Source organism: Nocardia sp. CA-084685 (genome assembly GCF_050955785.1).
In the GTDB taxonomy this organism is placed as follows: Bacteria; Actinomycetota; Actinomycetes; order Mycobacteriales; family Mycobacteriaceae; genus Nocardia.
This window is the reverse complement of sequence record NZ_CP192094.1, coordinates 8,249,051-8,269,886: the sequence shown is the minus strand read 5'-3', so window position 1 is coordinate 8,269,886 and position 20,836 is coordinate 8,249,051. Positions and strand designations below refer to the sequence as shown.

Annotated in this window: 17 protein-coding genes and 1 tRNA gene; 12 read left to right on the top strand and 6 right to left on the bottom strand. The window is 65.8% G+C overall.

What is annotated here, in order from left to right:
* Positions 1-38 precede the first annotated feature (38 nt).
* The 5 genes from ACQP2U_RS36410 to ACQP2U_RS36390 all read right to left on the bottom strand — a co-directional run bounded on the left by ACQP2U_RS36410 (position 39) and on the right by ACQP2U_RS36390 (position 6,365).
* Positions 39-1,445, bottom strand: a complete 1,407-nt coding sequence (locus ACQP2U_RS36410; protein WP_433711689.1) for an MATE family efflux transporter — start codon at positions 1,443-1,445, stop codon at positions 39-41.
* A gap of 150 nt (positions 1,446-1,595) precedes the next feature.
* Positions 1,596-2,627 carry a PLP-dependent cysteine synthase family protein gene (locus tag ACQP2U_RS36405; protein WP_433711688.1) on the bottom strand — a complete coding sequence of 344 codons (1,032 nt, stop codon included), beginning with the start codon at positions 2,625-2,627 and terminating at the stop codon, positions 1,596-1,598.
* Between the two features lie 51 nt (positions 2,628-2,678).
* Entirely contained in the window at positions 2,679-4,040 is a 1,362-nt protein-coding gene (locus tag ACQP2U_RS36400) for a Y4yA family PLP-dependent enzyme (RefSeq protein ID WP_433716702.1), read from the bottom strand.
* A 149-nt stretch (positions 4,041-4,189) separates the two neighbouring features.
* On the bottom strand, positions 4,190-5,200 hold the full coding sequence (locus tag ACQP2U_RS36395) for an ornithine cyclodeaminase family protein (RefSeq protein WP_433711687.1): 1,011 nt from the start codon (positions 5,198-5,200) through the stop codon (positions 4,190-4,192).
* Positions 5,172-6,365, bottom strand: coding sequence for a TauD/TfdA family dioxygenase (locus ACQP2U_RS36390; RefSeq protein WP_433711686.1), 1,194 nt, complete (start codon positions 6,363-6,365; stop codon positions 5,172-5,174). The genes ACQP2U_RS36395 and ACQP2U_RS36390 overlap by 29 nt, the downstream gene beginning before the upstream one ends.
* A 301-nt stretch (positions 6,366-6,666) precedes the next feature.
* On the opposite strand from ACQP2U_RS36390, the gene ACQP2U_RS36385 reads away from it, so the two are divergent.
* The 9 genes from ACQP2U_RS36385 to ACQP2U_RS36345 all read left to right on the top strand — a co-directional run bounded on the left by ACQP2U_RS36385 (position 6,667) and on the right by ACQP2U_RS36345 (position 16,219).
* Positions 6,667-8,184: an ABC transporter substrate-binding protein gene (locus ACQP2U_RS36385; protein WP_433716701.1), complete on the top strand. Its 1,518-nt coding sequence runs from the start codon at positions 6,667-6,669 to the stop codon at positions 8,182-8,184.
* Positions 8,184-9,107 (top strand): ABC transporter permease, encoded by a 924-nt coding sequence (locus tag ACQP2U_RS36380; RefSeq protein WP_433711685.1) that lies wholly within the window; start codon positions 8,184-8,186, stop codon positions 9,105-9,107. Before ACQP2U_RS36385 ends, ACQP2U_RS36380 begins: the two co-directional genes overlap by 1 nt.
* A gap of 28 nt (positions 9,108-9,135) precedes the next feature.
* Positions 9,136-9,993: an ABC transporter permease subunit gene (locus tag ACQP2U_RS36375; protein WP_433711684.1), complete on the top strand. Its 858-nt coding sequence runs from the start codon at positions 9,136-9,138 to the stop codon at positions 9,991-9,993.
* Positions 9,990-11,582 (top strand): ABC transporter ATP-binding protein, encoded by a 1,593-nt coding sequence (locus ACQP2U_RS36370; protein WP_433711683.1) that lies wholly within the window; start codon positions 9,990-9,992, stop codon positions 11,580-11,582. Before ACQP2U_RS36375 ends, ACQP2U_RS36370 begins: the two co-directional genes overlap by 4 nt.
* A 209-nt stretch (positions 11,583-11,791) precedes the next feature.
* Positions 11,792-12,517 (top strand): lytic transglycosylase domain-containing protein, encoded by a 726-nt coding sequence (locus tag ACQP2U_RS36365; RefSeq protein WP_433711682.1) that lies wholly within the window; start codon positions 11,792-11,794, stop codon positions 12,515-12,517.
* A 157-nt stretch (positions 12,518-12,674) separates the two neighbouring features.
* A complete protein-coding gene (eno, locus tag ACQP2U_RS36360; RefSeq protein WP_397037127.1) occupies positions 12,675-13,961 on the top strand; it encodes a phosphopyruvate hydratase in 1,287 nt (428 codons plus the stop codon).
* A 17-nt stretch (positions 13,962-13,978) separates the two neighbouring features.
* Complete coding sequence (locus ACQP2U_RS36355; RefSeq protein ID WP_433711681.1) at positions 13,979-14,614, top strand: FtsB family cell division protein; 636 nt, start codon at positions 13,979-13,981, stop codon at positions 14,612-14,614.
* Positions 14,611-15,141 (top strand): DUF501 domain-containing protein, encoded by a 531-nt coding sequence (locus ACQP2U_RS36350; RefSeq protein ID WP_433711680.1) that lies wholly within the window; start codon positions 14,611-14,613, stop codon positions 15,139-15,141. Before ACQP2U_RS36355 ends, ACQP2U_RS36350 begins: the two co-directional genes overlap by 4 nt.
* Before the next feature lie 130 nt (positions 15,142-15,271).
* On the top strand, positions 15,272-16,219 hold the full coding sequence (locus tag ACQP2U_RS36345; RefSeq protein WP_433711679.1) for an exopolyphosphatase: 948 nt from the start codon (positions 15,272-15,274) through the stop codon (positions 16,217-16,219).
* Between the two features lie 108 nt (positions 16,220-16,327).
* On the opposite strand, the gene ACQP2U_RS36340 is transcribed toward ACQP2U_RS36345, so the two are convergent.
* Positions 16,328-17,140 carry a neutral zinc metallopeptidase gene (locus ACQP2U_RS36340; protein WP_433711678.1) on the bottom strand — a complete coding sequence of 271 codons (813 nt, stop codon included), beginning with the start codon at positions 17,138-17,140 and terminating at the stop codon, positions 16,328-16,330.
* 296 nt (positions 17,141-17,436) lie between these two features.
* On the opposite strand from ACQP2U_RS36340, the gene ACQP2U_RS36335 reads away from it, so the two are divergent.
* The 3 genes from ACQP2U_RS36335 to ACQP2U_RS36325 all read left to right on the top strand — a co-directional run bounded on the left by ACQP2U_RS36335 (position 17,437) and on the right by ACQP2U_RS36325 (position 20,639).
* Positions 17,437-18,903 carry a peptide MFS transporter gene (locus ACQP2U_RS36335; RefSeq protein ID WP_433711677.1) on the top strand — a complete coding sequence of 489 codons (1,467 nt, stop codon included), beginning with the start codon at positions 17,437-17,439 and terminating at the stop codon, positions 18,901-18,903.
* A 42-nt stretch (positions 18,904-18,945) separates the two neighbouring features.
* Positions 18,946-20,460 carry an amino acid permease gene (locus tag ACQP2U_RS36330; protein WP_433711676.1) on the top strand — a complete coding sequence of 505 codons (1,515 nt, stop codon included), beginning with the start codon at positions 18,946-18,948 and terminating at the stop codon, positions 20,458-20,460.
* A gap of 105 nt (positions 20,461-20,565) precedes the next feature.
* Positions 20,566-20,639, top strand: a tRNA-Leu gene (locus ACQP2U_RS36325).
* The last annotated feature ends 197 nt before the right edge of the window (positions 20,640-20,836 follow it).

Below are 20,836 nucleotides of genomic sequence, written 5' to 3'. Positions count from 1 at the left end.
CACTTTTCCACCGCCCGTTGACTCCGGATTTCACGAGGTCAGGACGGGGTGGGTAGGGATTGTGGGAGCGGATGGGGGCGGGCGGAGGCGGCGGTATCGAGCAGGGTGAAGTAACGGCGGAGCATGAGGATGGCGGTGCTTGCCAGGCCCGCGGTCAGACCCCACCAGACCCCCGCGGCGCCGAGGCCCAGCGGGAAAGCCAGCAGCAGCGCGGTGGGCAGGCCGACGAGCCAATAGCCGACCAGGGACAGGCGGAAGCCTGCCTTGGTTTCCTTCAGACCGCGCAGCAGGCCGGTACCGATGTTCTGTGCGGCATCGAAGAATTGGAGCACGACGCCGATGAGCAGTAGCGAGCGGGCCAGCTCCACCGTCGCGGTGTCGCTCGGTTCGAGGAAGGGGCTCAGCACTAGCTTCGGCGCGGCGATATAGACCACGCCGGTGAGCGCGGCGACAATGCCCGCGTGTTGCAGCGCCAGCCATGCCAGCGCGCGGGCGTGGCCGAATTCGTCACGCGCGACGGCATGGCTGACCAGAATGGACGCGCCGTGCGACAGGCCGATCGCGACCTGGAAGACGATGTAGATGATCTGGTAGACCACATTGTGCGCGGCCAGCGCGGCCGGTCCGATACTGCCCATCGCCAGGGCGAGCACGGAGAACATGCCCGCCTCCGAACCGTAGGTGAGTGCGATCGGCGTACCCAGTCGGAGCTCGGCCTGGATGGTCTGTATGTGCACCGGCCACGGACGCCGCGGCAGCGTCGCACCGAGCGTGGCATCGGCGCGCACCATCGCCGAGAACACGGCGAAGGTGATCAGGTGGACCAATGAGGACGCGATGCCGATGCCGGTCAATCCCAGTGCTGGCAGTCCGACCCAGCCGTGCATGAAGATAAGGGCCAGTACGAGGTTCAGCGCCACCGAGCCGAGGGTGACCAGCAGCAGCGCTTGCGGACGCTGCATACCGACGGTGTACTGCCGCAGCACTTGGAACCACAGGCAGGGCAGCAGTCCGGGTGCGAGGGCGAGCATCAGTGGTCGCGCGTCGGCGAGTACGCCCGCGTCCTGGCCGAGCCACTGCAGCGACCAGCCGAGTCCGATCAGCACCGCACCGCCGATGATCCCGGCGAAGGTGGCGATCAGGAAACTCGACCGGACGATATCGCGGACCTCACCGTCCGCGGACTCGCCGCGCTTATCCGCGGCACTCACCGAGGACGCGATCTGATTGCCGGTGCCGGTGATCAGCCCGACGCACATGGTGCGGATTTGGTTGAACAGCACCATCGCCAGCCCGCCCGCGGCGACCTCGCGCACGCCGAGTGTGCCCATCAGCGCGATATTGGTCGTGGACACCGCGATCTGCGCGAGCTGGGTGAGCGCGATCGGTGCGGCCAGTGCGGTGAGCTGTCGCCCATCAGCCCGGAAGGTGGACAGATTCACCATCGCACCTCCACCGGTCGAATCGCTGAACCGATCGTCATGAGTCCGATCCCAACTCGTCGCTGAGCTTCCAAAACTTAGGTAACCCTAATCGGATGATCATTTCAGACGTGCGGGATGTCGCGCAACGGTGATCGAAAGCACGCATGTGCGTCATCGCGCCTCGACAAGCTGGTCCCGGTGGGCGGGAGCGTAGCGGCCGAGCATAGCGCGCACATCGCTTTCGGTGTCCGCGTCGAGTAGATCGCGCTCACGCATCCACTCGTCGTCGAAGACGGTGTCGAGATATTTCTCGCCGCCGTCGCAGACGATGGTGACCACGGTCGAGCCGGGCGGGAACTCCTCGAGCCGGGTGAGCGCTGCGTGTACCGAGCCGCCCGCGGAGCCGCCGATCATCAGACCGAGTTCGGCCGCCACCGCGCGGGCGGTAGCGAAAGCCGCGATATCGGAGACCTTGACGCCCTCGTCGAGCAGCGCGTAATCCACGGCGGTGCCGATGGTGGCGCCGGGCGGGGTGCCGGTGCCGGACTGCCAGTACGGGCCGCCCGGCCCACCGAAGGCAATCGATCCGACGGGCTCCACACCGATCACCCGTGGCGTGCAGCCGAGTTGGCGCAGTCGGGTCGCGGTGCCGAACAGCGAACCGCCGGTGCCCACCGCGGAGAGCAGGATATCGACGCGCTCCACGTCCTCCAGCAATTCTTCGGCCACGGCGTAGTACCCGACCGCGTTCGCGTCGTTGTTGTGCTGTTCGGTGAAGTGCGCCTCCGACTGTCCGGCCGCCATTGCCTCGGCCAGGTCTTCCCGCGCCGAGGTGGCCAGGTTGTCGTCGCCCTCATCGGCGACGAATACCAATTCCGCACCCATTGCTCGCATCGCGCGCAGCTTGTCCTTACATGCGTGGTGATCGACCACGGCGGTGAAGCGATACCCACGTTCGGCAGCTACTACCGCGAGGCCGAGCCCGGTATTCCCGGATGTGGACTCGATAATATGCCCGCCATTACTCAGCAAACCGCGACGCTCGGCATCGTCGATCATCGCGCGCGCCATCCTGATCTTGGCCGCACCCGTCGGATTGAACTGCTCGAGTTTGAGCAGCAGCCGGGTGCCGGTCGCGGTGGTCGCCAGTTCGAATAGCGGGGTGCGACCGATCAGATCCGTCACGCGCGTGACGAGCGGCATTGAGGTCTCCTCGTTCGGGCCGTAAGGGTATTGGTCGAATGGGGTGCCGGATCATCCGGCGTCGAGCGTCCAGCGGAGTCGATCGCCGGTGTCGTGCAGCACCACCTTCGGCGGAATCGGCAATTCATGGAAGGCCGATTCATTCGAATCCATTTGGTAACCAGCGGTATTGGGGTAGATCAGCAAATCGCCGACCTCGGCTCGTCGCGGTAACGGGATGCGCCGCCAGCTGAGCATGTCGGACTCCAGACAGCTGGCCGCGCCGACGCAGGTCGGGGTGAGCTCGCCCGGACGCGGCGGCCACAGTATGGGATCGGGGAGGTATTCACTGTCGAACCATTGCTCGGACAGGCTCAGGCTGGTTCCGTCCACGGTGAGCAGCTGGTAGGGGGCACCGTCGACGTGGCGGGTCTTGCTGCCCTGCACTCGAAAGACGCTGGACCCCGCGCGGTCGAGCAGCGCCCGACCGGGTTCGATGGCGAGCCGGATATCGTTGTCGCGCAACCGTTCCGCGAGCGAATTGTGTTCGAGAATGGCGGTGAGCATGGCCGGACCCGGTGCCGGGAAATGGTAGGGGTAGTACGAATCGAAGGACTTCCCCGCATGGAACCACCGGCTGTTGGCGTGTTCGGTGAACTTCGACCAGGCGCTCTCGGACACATAATCGACGCCGAATCCGCCGCCGATGGAGATGGTGCTGGCCGGATGCCCCAGTGTGCGGGCATCCAGACAGCGGGTGATCAATTCGTCGGCCTGGTCGGCGCGTGCGACGGCGTCGTAGCCGGAAAGGTGGAAGCTGAAGCCCTGCAGGCGGATCGATTCGTGGCCGACGGTTCCGGATGCGCCGATCACCGAGATCGCGCGGTCCAATTCCGCGGCGGTCATGCCGAATCGGCTCGCGGATCCGGTGGGCAGCACGCGAAGTAGCACCCGAGCCGCGGCGGCCGGGGTGGTGCACCCAGCCAACCTGTCGAGCTCGTCGAGGCTGTCCACGGCGATCAATGCGCGGTGCCGCACCGCCAACCACAGCAAGTCGTCGGATTTGGCGGGACCCGTGACCATCAGCTCGTCACCGCGAACGCCCTGCGACAGTGCGGCATTCAGCTCACCGACACTGGAAACATCGACGCCAGCGCCATATTCGGCGCAGGCGCGCGACACACATGCCGCCTTGTTGGCCTTCTTGCCGTAGTAGACAACGCCATCCACACCGGCCTGCTCGAACGCACGCTGGAATCCGTTGATATTCAGTGCCACTCGTGACGGATACATCACATGGAACGGCCCGCCGATCGCAAAGGCGATATCGCCGAGCAGATTCGGATCGGCGAGTAGCCTGCGCTCCAAGTCATCGGTGCGTGCGGGCAGGGCAGGAGCGCAAATGCTCAGCAGTCCCTGCACCGCCGCCAGCACGGCGGGGTCGGGGGCAGCGCCGGTGCTCGACGGACGGTCGCCGAGTTCGACCTTGTCGCGGATCGAGCCGTGGTCGAACAACAACGTGCCGTCGGGTTCGGCGGTGCCGGGGTCGCGGACCGTCTTGTCGAACTCGACGGCGCTGATGTCTAGTCCCACAGGGGCACCTCCGTGCCGCGGCCCTCGGCAATGGCTCGTTCGGCGAGTGCGTGTGCCACCGCGATATCGGTCAACACCAACCCGCTGTTGTAGACGAAGATCCGCTCGTCATCGGAACGTCGGGCGATCGCGCGGCGGCTCAGGATATGCGGCAGTTCGGCGTCGACGCTGCGCAACCTGCCGTCAGGACCGGCCATATCGGTGCCGGTCAGCGCCATTTGCTCGGCGCTGGTCGCGATTACCCGATCGGCGTCGACCAGGGTGGACGGGGCCAGGCCATAGCCGACGAGAACGACGGTGGAACCCGGTGCGAGATCATCGGATTCGATCGCTACTTCGGTACCCGGCCCCGCCGTCGCCAACACCACATCGGCGACACCGGCGGCCGCGCGCGGGTCCTCGACGGTCTCCAGCAATGCGTGCGGGTTGTATGCGGCGAGGTGGTCGCGCACCGCCGCCAGCCCCTCCGGATGGGTGCCGTAGAGCATCAGCTTGCGCAGCTGCGGATTGGCGGCGAGCAAGTGCGGCAGCGCATTTCGACCCTGAGTTCCGGTGCCGATCAGCAGCACGCTCTCCGCGCCACGGCGCGCGGTCTCGCGCACCAGCAGCGCCGAAACCGCCGGTGTGCGCAGTGCGCCGACCCTGGCGCAGTCCATCATGGCGATCGGTGCGCCGGTGCTGTCGTCGTAGAGCGTGATGGTCGTGTAGTAGCGCTTGGTGCTGCGGTCGTGACCGGGATCGAATTTGTAGGAGGTCTTCATCGCGACCACCCGGCGGCGGCCGTCGCGCCCGAGCATGGCGTAGGCCACCGACCAGCCGTCCGGATTCGCCACGCTGAGTTTGCGGGGATTATCCGAATCACCCGCGGCGAAGGCGAGATACGCGTCCTCTACCGCGCGCACGACATCGGCGGGCGTGATGGGCACGTCCGCGAGGTCGCTTCGGCTCAGCACACGCAGTGGTGTGCTCCGGTCACGGGTGCTCAACGGTTCCTCGATCATGTTGTGTCGTATCCAGCCTTACTGCGGTCCGGGTGTTGGCCCGGGCCGGTACACCGTCGATCGCGAGCGGGTTGCTTGCCGCTCGGAACGGGGCGACGATCCGTTGCCCATAACCATTTTCGTCGGCCTCGGCGGACCGCCGTCGGCGTTCGGGCAGGCGGACATTGACGCGCTTGAGCCAACGGTCGGTGCCGTCGTAGCGCGCGGTGAACGGTACCCGACCGTGTACGGCCACATCATTGTCCACCAGCAGGAGCTCACCGGGGGCTAGAGCAGCGGTGACGCAGACGCGTTCGAGTTCCGCGGTGAGCCGAGCGTATGCCAGCCGCAATTCGGTATCGGCATCGTCGAGCGGGGTGTATGCCGGATCGTAGCGAAGCGTCAAATCTGCTGTCTCATAGCCCGATTCGGTGCCCCACAGCGTTGGCAACGGCGGTGCGCAGTAGTGCTCGTGCCCGGTGCCGTAGGAGACGTCGGGCAGGATCGGCAGGGTCGGCGTACCGAGTAGTCGGCGTTCGTCCTCGGAGAGCTCGGTCCGGCGCACCGACGAGACGGTGGTGCCGACGCCGTCCGGATTGCGCAGACAGACCAGCATCAGCAGATTGGCGCGGTCCGGGTGGAATGCGTCCTCGGTATGCGGGCTGAGCAGGGTTTTACTACTCGCGCCGGATTGCTCGTGTTCGTGACCCGGCGATGGCACGATGTTATTGACCAGCCGTCCGCCCTGTTGCCCCTGCCAGCCGAACGGTTCACCGGCGCTGCGCGCCAGCAGCAGCATCGCCATATCGAGTTCGAATGAGCTCGCAGGGCGGTCCGATTCACCACTCCAGCGGGCCGCCTCGACCCAACTCGGTGGCGTCGGGCCGAATTCGGCATCGCGCAAAGGCAATTTGCCGACGATCGTGGCGCCCGCGGCGGTGGCGGGCGGTCGCATGGCGACGCGCACCGCGTCGGGCAACTCACCGACGCGCGCATCGATTTGCTCGAGTAATGCCGGATCGGTCAGCGTGCGCGCGATACCGGCCGTGCCATCGGGCCGGGTGTCGAGCGTGATACATATCTCACGGGCGAGCGCGCGCACCGCTTGTGCGGCGGTGGTCGGCAGCTCGCGCCGTTCGATATCCCGTGGGTGAAGCGTCTTACGTTCGGAGAGAACGCCTTTCACCAGGAATCCCTTCTTCGCATCGGGTCGAAAAGCGGGGTATGACGATTCGATCTGCGAAGCTAGTGGGTCTTGCCACCTAAAGCAAGGCTTACCTAAGCGAGTATCGAAAATAGCACATGCGCATGTCTGAGATCACGGCTTGTGGCTAATTTGCGGCATCGTCTTCGAGCTGGTGGCGGATAGCTGTGCTGCGGCAAAACTCAACGCCCGGAACTCTATTAGGCTAGCCTGTCCTAGCTAGATGCGCTAGGTTTCGCGGTCGCGCGAGGGTAACTCGTTGAGGTTCGAGGAAGGCAGCACCATGGAATGGAATCGACGACAACTCCTGCGATCGGGACTCGGTGTCGGCGCGGTGCTGGTGGTCGCCGCATGTTCGGACGGCGGCAATTCGGACGGCCCGGCGCGGCGCGGCGGCACCCTGCGGGTCGGTGCGCTCGGCAGCGCGGCGCGCATCGAACGCGATCCGCATGCGAATCTCAGCAATGACAGCGACTTCCTCATCACCTCGCTGGTGTACGACGCACTCACGGTACCGGGCGCGAACCCGAATGTTGCTGCGCGCCTTTCCAGTCGGTGGGAAGCCGATGCGCAGCGACGTCGCTGGAGTTTCACCATCGCCGACGGTGCCGCCTTCCACGACGGCACCCCCGTCACCTCCGATGATGTGGTGTGGTCGCTACGTCGACTGCGGACCGTCGGCGGTGCGTCGAAAATGCCTGCCGCCGTGGACGACATCACCGCAGACGGTCCGAATCGGGTGGTCATCGCGCTTCCGGAGCCGAACTCGCAACTGCCGCTGCTGGTTCGGTTGATGACCTTCACGGTCAAGAAGGACACCACCGATTTCACCAAGGCCATCGGCACCGGGCCGTTCCGGTTGGAGTCCTATCAGGGTGGCAATGCCCGGCTGGTGCGCAACGATAGGTGGTACGGTCCGGTGCCACTGCTGGATGCCATCGAGGTCACCATGTTCGACAGCGTGACGGCGCTGGGCAATGCGGTGCTCGGCGGGCAGATCGATCTGGCATCGAATGTCGGTGCGATCGCGGGACGCACCGCCGAGGGGCGCGGCGATCTGCGGGTGGTGCGGCGATCGAACGACACCATGGTCGGGGTCGCGATGCGGACCTCCGACGGACCGTTCGCCGATGCGCGGGTACGCGAAGCCATTCGGTTGGGCGTTGATCGCAAGGCCTTGGTCAATCAGGTGCATTCGGGTTACGGCACGGTCGCGAACGACATCCTCGGCACCGGTGATCCGCTGTACGACAACACGGTCGCGCAGCGGGTCCGCGATGTGGATCGGGCGAAGTCACTGCTGCGCGATGCCGGATTCGATACCGGGCGCAGCTACCAGTTCCTCACCAAGGCCGAGGCGCCGGGCGAGGTCGAATCGGCGAAGGTGATCGCGACCCAGTTGGCCGATATCGGGCTGCGCCTCGATGTCGTGACGCAGGAGTCGAATACCTTCTACGACCAGACCTGGTTGAAGGCGCCGCTGTACACGGTCTCCTGGGGCACCAATGATTCCACGCTTTTCTTCGCGACCAAGCTGATGTCCTCGGCTTCCAATCGCAACGAAACCGCATTCAAGGATGCGGAATTCGATGTCGCCACCACGAAAGCCCTTGCTGCTCCTGATGACTCGGCATACGCGATTGCCTGCCATGACGTGCAGCGGATCCAGTACGCCCGCGGTGGTTATCTGGTGTGGGGCATGGCCGACGGTATCGATATCGCGACATCCCGGGTGCGTGATGTGCCGACCCTCGGCGGCTTCGCCAGGGTGCAGTTGGAACGAGCCTGGCTCGCGGAGTGATGTCCTTCGCCCGACTCCTTATCCGGCGCGTCGTCCTGCTGGTCGCGCTGCTGGCCACGGTGTTCGCGGCAGTCGACCTGCTGCCGGGCAATTCCGCCCGCGCGGTGCTCGGCCGCGACGCCACCGCGGAGCAGATCGCGGCGAAGGAACACGAGCTCGGCCTCGACCGTGCGCTGCCGATGCGCTTCCTCGAGTGGATATCCGGTGTGGCGACCGGCGATTTCGGTCGTACCGCGCGTGGGCGTTCGATCAATGAGCTATTGGCCGACAAGTTTCCGCCGACGCTGCTGCTCGGTGGGCTCGCGTTCCTGGTGACGGTGGTCGCGTCGCTGCTGGTCGGCAGCTGGTGGGCGGCGCGGCGCGGGCCGACTACCCGGTTGTTGCAGCCGAGCACCACCGCGGCTGCGGCGATTCCGGAGTTCGTCATCGCGACCCTGTTGATCCTGGCGTTCTCGTTGGGCCTGGGTTGGTTGCCCGCCGTCACCATTACCGGGCGTTCCGGTTTTCCGGCCAGTCCGGACATGCTGGTGCTGCCGGTGCTCGCACTCGCTATACCGCAGACCGGCTGGAACACCCGGGTGGTGCGCGCAGCGCTACTCGATTCCGCGCGCTCGCCGCATGTGGAAAGTGCGGTGCTGGACGGGCTTTCGACAACCACTGTGCTGACCAGGCATGTGCTGCCGTTCGCTCTGCCGACGATTGTGGCGAGTTTCGCGACCACGGTCGGCATGCTGCTCGGTGGTGCGCTGGTGGTGGAGACCATTTTCAACTATCCGGGACTCGGTGCGGTGCTGGCGGGTTCGGTAGCCGACCGGGACACCTCCCTGATCGCCGCGGTGGTGGCACTGACCGGGGTGGTCATCATGGCCATGTTGGCGATGGCGGACGGGATTCGGGCCTGGGCGGTGCGGGGGCGGATATGACCGGATTCCGACGACCCGGAGGTCGCGAATGAAGCGTTTCCTCACGGTACTGCCCGCGCTGGTGGTGGTTATCGCTGCCGCGCTCGGGCCCAGCCTGGCGACTCGATCTGCCGAGGAGGCGGTCGGGATACCGTTCGCGCGGCCGGGTGCGGACACCTTGTTGGGTACCGACCGGCTCGGGCGGGATGTGCTGGCGCAACTGCTCTATGGCGGTTGGGGTCTGCTGTTGCTGGCGGGCGTGATCGCGCTCGCGGTGACGGGGTTGTCGTGCGTGCTCGGTGTGGTCGCGGCACTGCGTCCACGGGTCGGTGCCTTGATCGAGGGCGGCGCCGATTTCGCGATCCTGCTGCCGGCCGTGCTCGGGATCTTGTTGGTGCTGACGGCGTGGCCCGATGCGGGTGTCTACGGCCTTGTGGTGGTCGCGCTGCTCTTCGGAACTCCCTACTGCGCAAGAGTTTTCGCCGCGGCTGCCGCCGGAGTCGCGGCGAGCGGTTATGTCGAGGTCGCCCAAGCCAGCGGTGAAACTCTGCCGCACTTGGTATTTCGCGAGGTGATTCCGAATCTACGCGAGGTCTTGGCCGCGCAACTCGGTCTTCGCTTCGTAGAGGGCGTGTATGTGGTCAGCACCGCATCGTTTCTGCAGCTGCCGACCACGTTGGGCGCGAGCAACTGGGCGGTCATGGTGCGCGAGAACTCCTCCGGCATGCTCCTCAACCCCTGGTCCGTGCTGACGCCGAGCCTGGCGATCGCGGTGGTCGCGGTCAGTGTGAATCTCGCGGTGACCTCGTTCGATCAACATCGTCCGCGACGACGGGCTATCCGGGTAACGCGCGGGTCCGAGACACTGGCCGGTGCGGAGTCGCCGGTTGGGGAGGAGCGGGGATGAATCGATCTGTCGTCGTCGATGCGTTGACAGTATGCGGATCGAATGGTCGAAAGTTGTTCGAACCCATCAGTTTCCGCGTCGCAGCGGGTAAGGTCACCGCCCTGACCGGTCCGTCCGGATCGGGCAAGACCACGTTGATGCGGGCACTGCTCGGGCACTTGCCAGCGGGAGCGCGGCGATCCGGGGGTTCGGCCGTGGTGGCCGGGCAGGACGTATTTGCCTTGAATCCTGGTGCGCTGCAGCAGTTCCGACGTAATCATATCGCGTATGTCGGACAGGATCCCGGCTCGGCGCTCAATCCATTGATGCGGGTGCGTGCCCTGCTGAACGAGGTTCGCCATCCCGATGCCGCCGTGCCCGAAACCCTGGAGCTGGTCGGCCTATCCGATGAGCACTTGCGCCGTCGCCCGGGCGAACTCTCCGGCGGTCAGCAGCGCCGGGTGGCCCTCGCGCGTGCGCTGGTTCGCCATACCGGGATCCTTATCCTCGACGAACCACTGGCCGGGCTGCACGGATCCCTGCGCACCGAAATCGCCCGTGTGCTCGCCGATGTCGCCGCTCAGCGCGCTGCGGCGATCTTGCTGTCCGGGCACGACACCGCGACTATCCATGCGATCGCCGATGATGTGGTCGAGTTGGGTGCGGTGCATTCCGATGTGATCGGGCGCACACTCTTGCCGGCTCGTTTCGGGATGTCGATTTCATCGCAATCGAATGGGGGTCCCGCGTCGATCGTGCGGGTGGCGACGGCTCCGGAGCTTGCGCTCGACGTCGACACCGGAGGCTCGGCTCCGCAGCCGAGCGGCGGGTGGGCGGCGGTAGCGGTGCGCAGTAGGACGGTGGAATCGGCTGCGGGACCCACTCTGCGCGCGCAGGATATCGGCGCCTCGATCGGCGGGCACGAGGTGTTGGCGGACATCGATTTCGTGCTGCCGGGCGGCGCGGCGCTGGCGATCGTCGGAGCGTCTGGAGCAGGTAAGACCACTCTCGCTCGGGTGGTCGCCGGCCTGCACCCGGAAGCGACCGGATCGCTGGTATTGCGAGGTGAATCGATCCCGGTCGGACCGGGTCGTCGCACTCGCGACGGTCGCAACGGTATTCAGCTGGTTACGCAGAACCCCCGGTCCGCGCTCAACCCTCGGCGTACCGTCGCGCAGACCCTCGGCCGTCCGCTGCACCGAATCGGCGGGATTGCGAAACGACAGTTGGCGCAGCGCATTACCGATCTACTCGACTCGGTCGAACTCGCACCGGAACTCGCCACCCGCTACCCGCACGAACTCTCCGGCGGCCAACGCCAGCGAGTGGCGCTGGCCAGGGCGCTCGCGGCCGAGCCCGCCGTCCTGGTCTGCGACGAGATCACCTCGGCCCTGGACCACAACACCGCTGTTTCGATCATGACCCTGTTGGACCGTATCCGCGCCGAACACGACACCGGCCTACTCGTCATCACCCACGATATGACCCTGGTCACCGGGCACTGCTCGCACCTCGTCGTCCTCGACCACGGGCGCATTGTCGAATCAGGCTCGGCGACAGCGGTCCTCACCACTCCGGCACACACCGCGACCCACGAACTGCTCGGCTAGGCGTTTCCCGCACACACGTTGTGCGTGATGTGCGCTAGTTCTGCGAGCACGAATCGGTGGCTGCGTAATCGACGATCTGCTCGGTAATCTCGGTTCACGGAGCGCATGCTCCGGGCATGCTGGGTCTGCAGGGGGAGGGACATATGAATTCGGGCTTGCCGCGACGCATGCCTCGCGGGGGTGGTCGTTCGAATCCGGATGATGGAGGAATGCTCGCGAAGCTGACCGGCGTATTTGTCGCCGCTATGGTGACCCTCGTGCTCGCCGGCTGCGGTGCCGAACGCAATCTGCCGCCGATTCCCGAAGGCATTCCGCCCGGCCCTGGTACGCCGCTACCGCTGATCGATCTGGACGCGCCCGGCCGCACCGCAGCGCAGTTGCGCGACTGGGCCGACGAGCAATCCGACAAACTCGGCATTCCGAGTGTCGCGCTGGAAGCCTACGGCTACGCTGCGGCAATCATGGGCCGGTCCCGGCCCGACTGTGGCATCGCCTGGACCACCATCGCGGGAATCGCCAGCGTGGAAAGTAAGCACGGCACCCATCGCGGTTCGGTGGTCGACGCGAATGGCACCGTGCGCCCGCCGATCATCGGCATCCCACTCGACGGTGCGCCGGGAGTAGCACTGGTCGAGGACACCGACGGCGGCATGCTCGACGGCGATCCGGAGTTCGACAGGGCGCTGGGCCCACTGCAATTCATTCCGGAGACCTGGAAGCGCTGGGGTGTCGACGCGAACGGCGATGGCGTCGCCGATCCGCAGAATATCGATGACGCCGCACTGACCGCGGCTCGCTATTTGTGCGCGAGTGGTGGCGATCTGACCTCCGAGCGCGGCTGGCAACAGGCCCTATTGACCTACAACCAGTCCAATGCCTATCTATTGACCGTCCGCGATCGCGCTGCCGCCTACAGCGTCGGGCGCCGGGCATGAGCACTCGTCGGAGGAAGCAACGGGTGCTCGTCGCGACAGTGCGATGCGATTCGTCGGAGTGCCGGTTACTGCGCAATCGTCGAGGACGCTAGGCTCGCAGGCGCACGGCCCTTCCCGTCAGACCTACCGTGCCAACAGCCGAAGGAGTGTCGTTTTCGTGGCCATCATCGAACAGGTCGGAGCTCGCGAGATCCTCGATTCTCGCGGAAACCCCACTGTCGAGGTCGAGATCGCCCTCGACGACGGCACCCTGACCAGGGCTGCCGTGCCCTCCGGTGCCTCTACCGGTGAGCATGAGGCCGTCGAACTGCGCGACGGCGGCGAGCGCTACGGCGGCAAAGGTGTGCAGAAGGCCGTCGAGGGTGTGCTCGACGAGATCGCGCCCGCCGTCATCGGCCTGGACGCGGTCGAGCAGCGCACCGTCGACCAGGTCCTGCTGGACCTGGACGGCACACCGGACAAGTCCCGCCTCGGCGCGAACGCCCTGCTCGGCGTCTCGCTCGCGGTGGCCCGCGCCGCCGCCGAATCCTCGGGCCTCGAGCTGTTCCGCTACCTGGGCGGTCCGAATGCGCATGTGCTTCCGGTGCCGATGATGAACATCCTCAATGGTGGCGCGCACGCCGACAGCGGTGTGGACGTCCAGGAGTTCATGGTCGCCCCGATCGGTGCGACCACCTTCAAGGAGTCGCTGCGTTGGGGCGCCGAGGTGTACCACGCGCTCAAGTCGGTGCTGAAGGCCAAGGGGCTGTCCACCGGTCTCGGTGACGAGGGTGGTTTCGCGCCCTCGGTCGCGGGCACCAAGGAAGCGCTCGACCTGATCGGTGTCGCCATCGCGAAAACCGGCCTGAAGCTGGGCACCGATGTCGCGCTCGCACTCGATGTCGCCGCCACCGAGTTCTACACCGCGGGCAACGGTTACAAGTTCGAGGGCAGCGTCCGCTCGGCCGCCGAGATGGCGCAGTTCTACGCCGAACTGCTCACCGCATACCCGCTGGTCTCCATCGAGGACCCGCTCTCGGAGGACGACTGGGACGGCTGGGTCGCGCTGACCGATCAGATCGGCGACAAGGTGCAACTGGTCGGCGATGACCTGTTCGTCACCAACCCGGAGCGCCTGGAGGAGGGCATCACCAAGGGCGCGGCCAATGCGCTGCTGGTGAAGGTCAACCAGATCGGCACGCTGACCGAAACATTGGATGCCGTCGAGCTCGCGCACCGCAACGGCTACAAAACGATGATGAGCCACCGCTCCGGCGAGACCGAGGACACCACCATCGCCGACCTTGCCGTCGCGGTCGGCAGCGGTCAGATCAAGACCGGTGCCCCGGCGCGTAGCGAGCGCGTCGCCAAGTACAACCAGCTGCTGCGCATCGAGGACGCGCTCGGCGATTCCGCACGGTACGCGGGTGACGTCGCGTTCCCGCGGTTCGCGTTCGAAGGCTAGCCAGCTAGGGGAGCGGTATGACAGAGCGGCGTGCGCGTGGATCCAGTCCGGCCGGACGTGGGAATCGCCGCACGTCGCGCTCTGCCAGATCGCGCCCGGCCGCCGAATCGCCGGCGGCCGCACCGAAGCGGACGACCCGCAGGCGGTCCGAAGCCGCCGAGAAGGCCAAGCCGCAGAAGATAGGGCTGCGCTCCGGTGGACACGAGGACAAGCACGATCGCACCATCCTCGGCCTGTCCACCGGTAAGGCGGTCATCCTGGCCATCGTTCTGTGCGCACTCGCCTTGACTTTGGCTGTGCCACTACGCACATATTTCACCCAGCGCGCCGAGGCCGCGCATTTGGCGCAGGAGCGCATCGAACTCGAGGCCGATCTCGCAAAATTGCGGGATCGCCGCGCGCAGCAACAGGATCCGGCCTATGTGCGCTCCGAGGCCAGGGACCGGTTGCGGCTGGTGATGCCGGGTGAGACGCCCTATATCGTCCAGGTGCCGGGTATCGAAGCGCCCGCGCCGCCCGCCGCACCGACCCAGTCGAAGGCGCCCGAGCCCTGGTACACCGAACTGTGGCGCAGTATTTCGCAACCGCAGCAGGCCCCGGCGCCCGCGGCCGCACCCGCCGTGCCGCAGCCAGCACCGGAAGGACCCAGGTGACCGCACCGAACGACCGTGATCTCGAGATCATCGCCAAGCAGTTGGGACGCGAGCCGCGCGGTGTACTCGCCGTCGCCTACCGCACCCCGGACGGTCTGCCCGCGGTGGTCAAGACCGCGCCGCGGCTGCCCGACGGCACCCCCTTCCCGACCCTCTTTTACCTGACCGATCCGCGCCTCACCGCCGAGGCGAGCAGGCAGGAATCCGCGGGCGTCATGCGGGAAATGACCGACCGCCTCGCCGCTGACCCGAAATTGGCCGCCGCCTACCGCGCCGCCCACGAGAGCTACCTCGCCGAGCGCAATGAGATCGCATCCCTCGGCACCGATTTCACCGGCGGCGGTATGCCCGAACGAGTGAAATGCCTGCACGTCCTCATCGCACACTCCCTCGCCAAGGGGCCGGGCGTAAATCCCTTCGGCGACGAAGCGGTATCCCTAGCGGCTGATAGGGGCCTGCGCGGCACCGCCATCCCGGCGGACTGGCCGAAATACGAGCCGCCCCACGCCCCGACCGACGCGCAATGACATGACCGCCGCGAGTGAGCGGTGCGATGTGCGCGGCCGCTGACGCGGGCGGCGGAGGTGCTGGGATGAGCGGGCGCTCCGGTGAGCGCGAGTGGGAAATTGGCCGTGGCTGATAGGAGCGGAGCTGAGCATGAGTGATCGGGTAGCGGCAGTTGATTGCGGGACGAATTCGATCCGACTATTGATCGCCGAAGTGCTCGGCGATGGGCGGTTGGTGGATGTGCATCGGGAGATGCGCATTGTGCGGCTGGGTCAGGGGGTGGATGCGACGGGTGCGCTCGCGCCGGAGGCGATCGAGCGCACCAGGGTTGCGCTCGCCGATTATGTCGCGCTGATGCGGGAGGCGGGGGTCAGTCGGGTGCGGATGGTCGCGACCTCCGCGACTCGCGATGCCGCCAACCGCGAGGACTTTTTCGCCATGGCCCGTGCCGAACTCGGCACCGTGGTGGCGGGTGCGCAGGCCGAGGTGATCACCGGTGACGAGGAAGCGCGGCTGTCATTCAGCGGTGCGGTTGGTGAATTGGCCAGCGAGGCAGGGCCTTTCGTTGTCGTCGATCTGGGTGGTGGATCCACCGAACTCGTCGTCGGTGACAGCGATGGTGTGCGTGCCGCATTCTCCGCCGATATCGGCTGCGTCCGCATTACCGAGCGATGCCTGCCGGGCAATCCGCCGACCGCCGAAGAGGTCTCCGCCGCACGGGAATTCGCCACCGAACGACTGGATGAGGCCTTCGCCATGGTGCCGGTCGATGGTGCGCATACCTGGGTCGGCGTCGCGGGCACCATGACCACGATCGCGGCCGTCGCCCTCGATCTGCCCGAATACGATTCGGAGCGCGTCCATCTCACCACCCTCACCCTGGACCAGGTGCGCGAGGTCTGCGATCGTCTGATCGGCATGAACCACGACGAGCGCGCCGCTCTCGGCCCCATGCATCCCGGTCGCGTCGATGTGATCGGCGGCGGTGCCGTCATCACCGAGGTGCTTGCCTACGAACTGTCCCGGCGCGCAGATATTTCCGCTCTCGTCGTCAGCGAACACGACATCCTCGACGGCATAGCCCTGTCCATCGTCTGACGCGGCTATCGCAGCTGTCGCGCCACAGGTCCACTATCGTCGGCCGCCACGACGAGATTGAGACGGTGTACCCCCACTGGCCGCCCATCGGCCCCGCTCGGGCACCGGTCACTCCACCTCGGCGAGCGTGGCCGTCCAGGTATTGCACGACGATGTCGCGCCGCTGCGGTAACCGGCTTCGACCCAGCGCCGACTGTTCAACCCGGTGCCGTGGGTCGGATCCTCCTCGGTATCGGATTGGATATCGATCAGATCCGTGGCCTCGTCCGGGGGCAATATGCCCCCGGCCTGTGCTGCCGCCAGCATCACCCCGGCCAGGCACTGAGCTTGGAGTTCGATGCGTCGGCTGAGTTCCAGTCCGAGCGGCGACTTCGCGCCCGCGGTATCGATATCTCGATCGGCGGTGCGCAAGATGCCGGTGGAGGACTGTAGGTGGTGGCCGTATTCGTGCATCACGACGAATATGAGGTACTGCCCGAGTTGCGAACCCCACCCTCGATGGATGGGATCGTCGGTCGGCCAGTACACAGTGCCGCCGCAATAGAACGCCGGATCGGTGGACTGAACCTGTTTCGAGCATCCGGTCGTCACGTTGTCGACCACCACGAGTTGCAGCGGCGCGAGGGTCATACCCGCCACGTGCAGGGCCGGATCCCAGACCTTCGTCAAGCAGTCCAATTCGGTCTGCACGAATTGCCGTTGACCCGCCGCGCTCATCTCGATCGGCGGCAGCTGACACCGCAGCGGGGCCAAGCGCAACTCGGTATGCAGCGTATTCGCTGTCAGCGGAGGTTCCGGCAGCGCACCAACGACGGGCTCGGCGTCGACCGCGGAGACCGATGCGCATCCGGAGCCGAGCAGCGCAACCAGCGCCCCGATCACGGCGAACAGCAGCGCCGCATGGGCGCTCGAGCGCTTCATCAGGTTCCCCCGTCCAGCTAACAAACGAGGTTTCCCCGTCCAGCGAGGCGAACTTTACCGGGAAATTCTCCGGCGTTCTCGTCGAGTGCGACGCGTCACCGAGTCGCGGTCGACGAAATAGTCGATTGCTTCGGATTCGCTGAAAGAGCGCAACGAGCGGGTACTTTCACGATGGACGTACTGGTTAGCGGATTGCTCCGGCGGGAGTTCTGGCATGTCCTACCACACCGGCCGTGAACGGGGAAACTTTGTCAGGGCTGCCGGGCATTCACTGCTGATATGGGATTGTCTGACCTATGTCCGATGCAGCAATGGCGGAGCAACCAGTTCGGGAGCGAACCCTATTCGGTCACCCGATCGGATTGACCAACCTCTTCGGAGTCGAACTCTGGGAGCGCTTCTCGTTCTACGGAATGCTCACCATCCTCGGGTACTACCTGTACTACTCGACGACCGAGGGTGGACTGGGTCTATCGCAGAGCACCGGCGTCGGGATCGTCGGCGCGTACGGCGGGCTGGTGTATCTGTCGACGGTGCTCGGCGGGTGGATTGCCGACCGGTTGATCGGTATGGAGCGCACCGTCTTCTACGGCGGCGTTGTGGTCATGGCCGGGCATATCGCACTGGCGGCTCTGCCCGGGCTGAGCGGTGTCGGAGTCGGCCTTGTCTTGGTCGCGCTCGGCAGCGGCGGATTGAAGGCCAATGCCTCTTCGCTGCTCGGCACCCTCTACCGGCCGGGTGATCCGCGCTTCGACGGCGGCTTCACGCTGTTCTATCTGGGCATCAACCTCGGTGCGTTCGTCGGCCCGCTGCTCACCGGCCTGCTGCAACGGCATTGGGGCTTTCACTACGGCTTCGGTGCGGCCGCGGTCGGCATGGCATTGGGGCTGACGCAGTATGTGGTGTTCCGGCGCAACCTCGGCACCGCGGGCAGACATGTGCCCAACCCGTTGCCGCGCAACGCTGTGGGGCCGATTCTGGGCATCGTGGCCGGTGCGGCCATCGTGGTCGCGTTGGCATTGATCACCGGGCTGGTGAACCTGGACAACCTCTCCGAGATGACCACCGGCGTCATCATCGCGGCCTCGCTCGCCTACTTCGTGCTCATGCTGACCAGCGCCAGGGTGACGCCGGTCGAGCGCAGCCGGGTGCGTGCCTTCATTCCGTTGTTCATCGCGAATGCGGTTTTCTGGTCGCTGTTCCAGCAGGTCTTCACGGTGCTCGCGGTGTATTCCGATGAGCGGATGCGGTGGACCATCTTCGGCTGGACCGCACCGTCGAACTGGATCGGCTCGGTGGAGCCGGTGTGGATCATCTGCCTGTCCCCGCTGTTCGCGCTGACGTGGACCAAGCTGGGCAATCGCGCACCGAGCACACCGCGCAAATTCTCCTTCGGCGTCATCGGCATGGGCCTGGCGTTCTGGTTGTTCGTGCTGTTCTCGGGCAGCAGCGGCAAATCCGTTCCGGTGTTGGCGGTACTGCTCATCATGGGCGCATTCGCGGTCTCCGAGCTGCTGCTTTCCCCGATCGGTCTCTCGGTCACCACACAGCTGGCACCCGAGGCGTTCCGGGCCCAGATGATGGCGCTGTACTTCTTCTCCGTTGGCATCGGAACCTCGATGTCCGGTACTTTGGCTCGGTTCTATGACGCGGACCACGAATTCGCGTACTTCGGTATCACCGGAGCAGTAGCGATCTGTGCCGGTCTGATCGTCGTCGCACTCACACCATGGGTGAGCCGACATATGGCCGGTGTGCATTAGGAAATCGACGGAGAACCCGTCGACTACGGCAAGGAGACATTGTTGGCGACCCCAGGAACTCGATGGGGCGGTCTGTTCCGCACCAAATCGGTCGAGCAGTCCATCCAGGACACCGACGAACCCGATTCGAAACTGCGCAAGGATCTGACCGCCTGGGACCTCACCGTCTTCGGCGTCGCCGTGGTGGTCGGTGCGGGCATCTTCACACTCACCGCGCGGACCGCGGGCAATGTCGCCGGACCTGCGGTTTCTCTGGCCTTCGTCTTCGCCGCCATCGCCTGCGGACTGACAGCGCTCTGCTACGCCGAATTCGCCTCGACAGTTCCGGTGGCGGGCAGTGCGTACACATTCTCCTACGCCACCTTCGGCGAGCTCGTCGCATGGATCATCGGCTGGGATCTGATTCTGGAGTTCGCGCTCGCGGTGTCGGTGGTCGCCAAGGGGTGGTCGCAGTACCTCGGTGAGGTGATGGGACCGCATTCGCCGATCGCACATCTGGGGCCGATCGACTTCGACTGGGGTGCGGTACTTCTCATCGCGGTCCTTGGCATGCTGCTGGCGGTCGGCACCAAGGTGTCCTCGCGGGTTTCGGCCGTGGCCGTCGCCATCAAGCTGAGCGTTATCGCGGTGGTCCTCGTTGTCGGCGCCACCTACTTCGACAAGTCGAACCTGACGCCCTACATCCCGCCCTCGCAGTCCGGTGCGGAAACGGAGGGGCCGCACCAGTCGCTGTTCTCCTACTTCACCGGCGCCGGCCAAAGCACCTTCGGCTGGTACGGCCTGCTCGCGGCGGCCAGTCTGGTGTTTTTCGCATTCATCGGCTTCGATGTCGTCGCGACGACGGCGGAGGAGACGAAGAATCCGCAGCGCTCGGTGCCGCGCGGCATTCTCGGCTCGCTGGTGATCGTCACAATTCTGTACGTCGCGGTATCGCTGATCCTCACCGGCATGGTGCCCTACACCGCGCTATCGGGCGACAAAGCGACGCTCGCAACCGCTTTCGCGCAGCACGGCGCCACCTGGACCAAGAACATCATCTCCATCGGCGCGCTCGCCGGACTCACCACGGTCGTCATGGTGATGTTCCTCGGCCAGACCCGCGTGCTGTTCGCCATGTCGCGCGACGGACTGATGCCGCGCCAGCTCGCGCACACCGGTAAGAACGGCACCCCGGTTCGACTGACCGCCGTCGTCGGCGTCGTGTGTGCCGCGCTCGCCGGTTTCGTGGACTTCGGCACCCTCGAGGAGATGGTCAATATCGGCACGCTCTTCGCCTTCGTCCTGGTCGCCATCGGCGTTCTCATCCTGCGCCGCACCCGCCCCGAACTCCCGCGTGGCTTCCGTGTGCCCTTGGTCCCGCTCGTCCCCATCCTCGCCGTACTCGCCTGCCTCTGGTTGATGCTCAACCTCTCGGTCGAAACCTGGCTGCGCTTCCTCGTCTGGATGGCTATCGGCCTGATCGTCTACTTCGCCTACGGCCGCCGGCACTCCGTGCTAGCCAACACGCCAGGCGCGAACTCTCCTGACGGCACCGCACCGATAGCCGCCCACGACTAGGTCCCTGACTGCGCGCTGGCGGCATTACTCTGTCCACCACCGGAGATGCACTAGCCTGCAGAGGGAATTCCGGTACGGCTGTACGAGTCGGTACGCTAACCGGGCGCCCCTATAGCCCAATTGGCAGAGGCAGCAGACTTAAAATCTGCAAAGTGTCGGTTCGAGTCCGACTGGGGGCACGAGACGAATTCCACGCTGGGCAGGTCGGGGCAGATGGCTCACCGGCCGGGGCCAGCTAAACGGTGATGCGATATAGGTGTTGTCCAGCGTTGGACACAGTTCGCGGGGTCCGTCCCCGCAGGCTGGTCGATGAGTCAGACTGCGGGCGTGTGCCCTCCGGCCGCCACCGCGACGTCCTTCCATGCGGTCCAGGTCT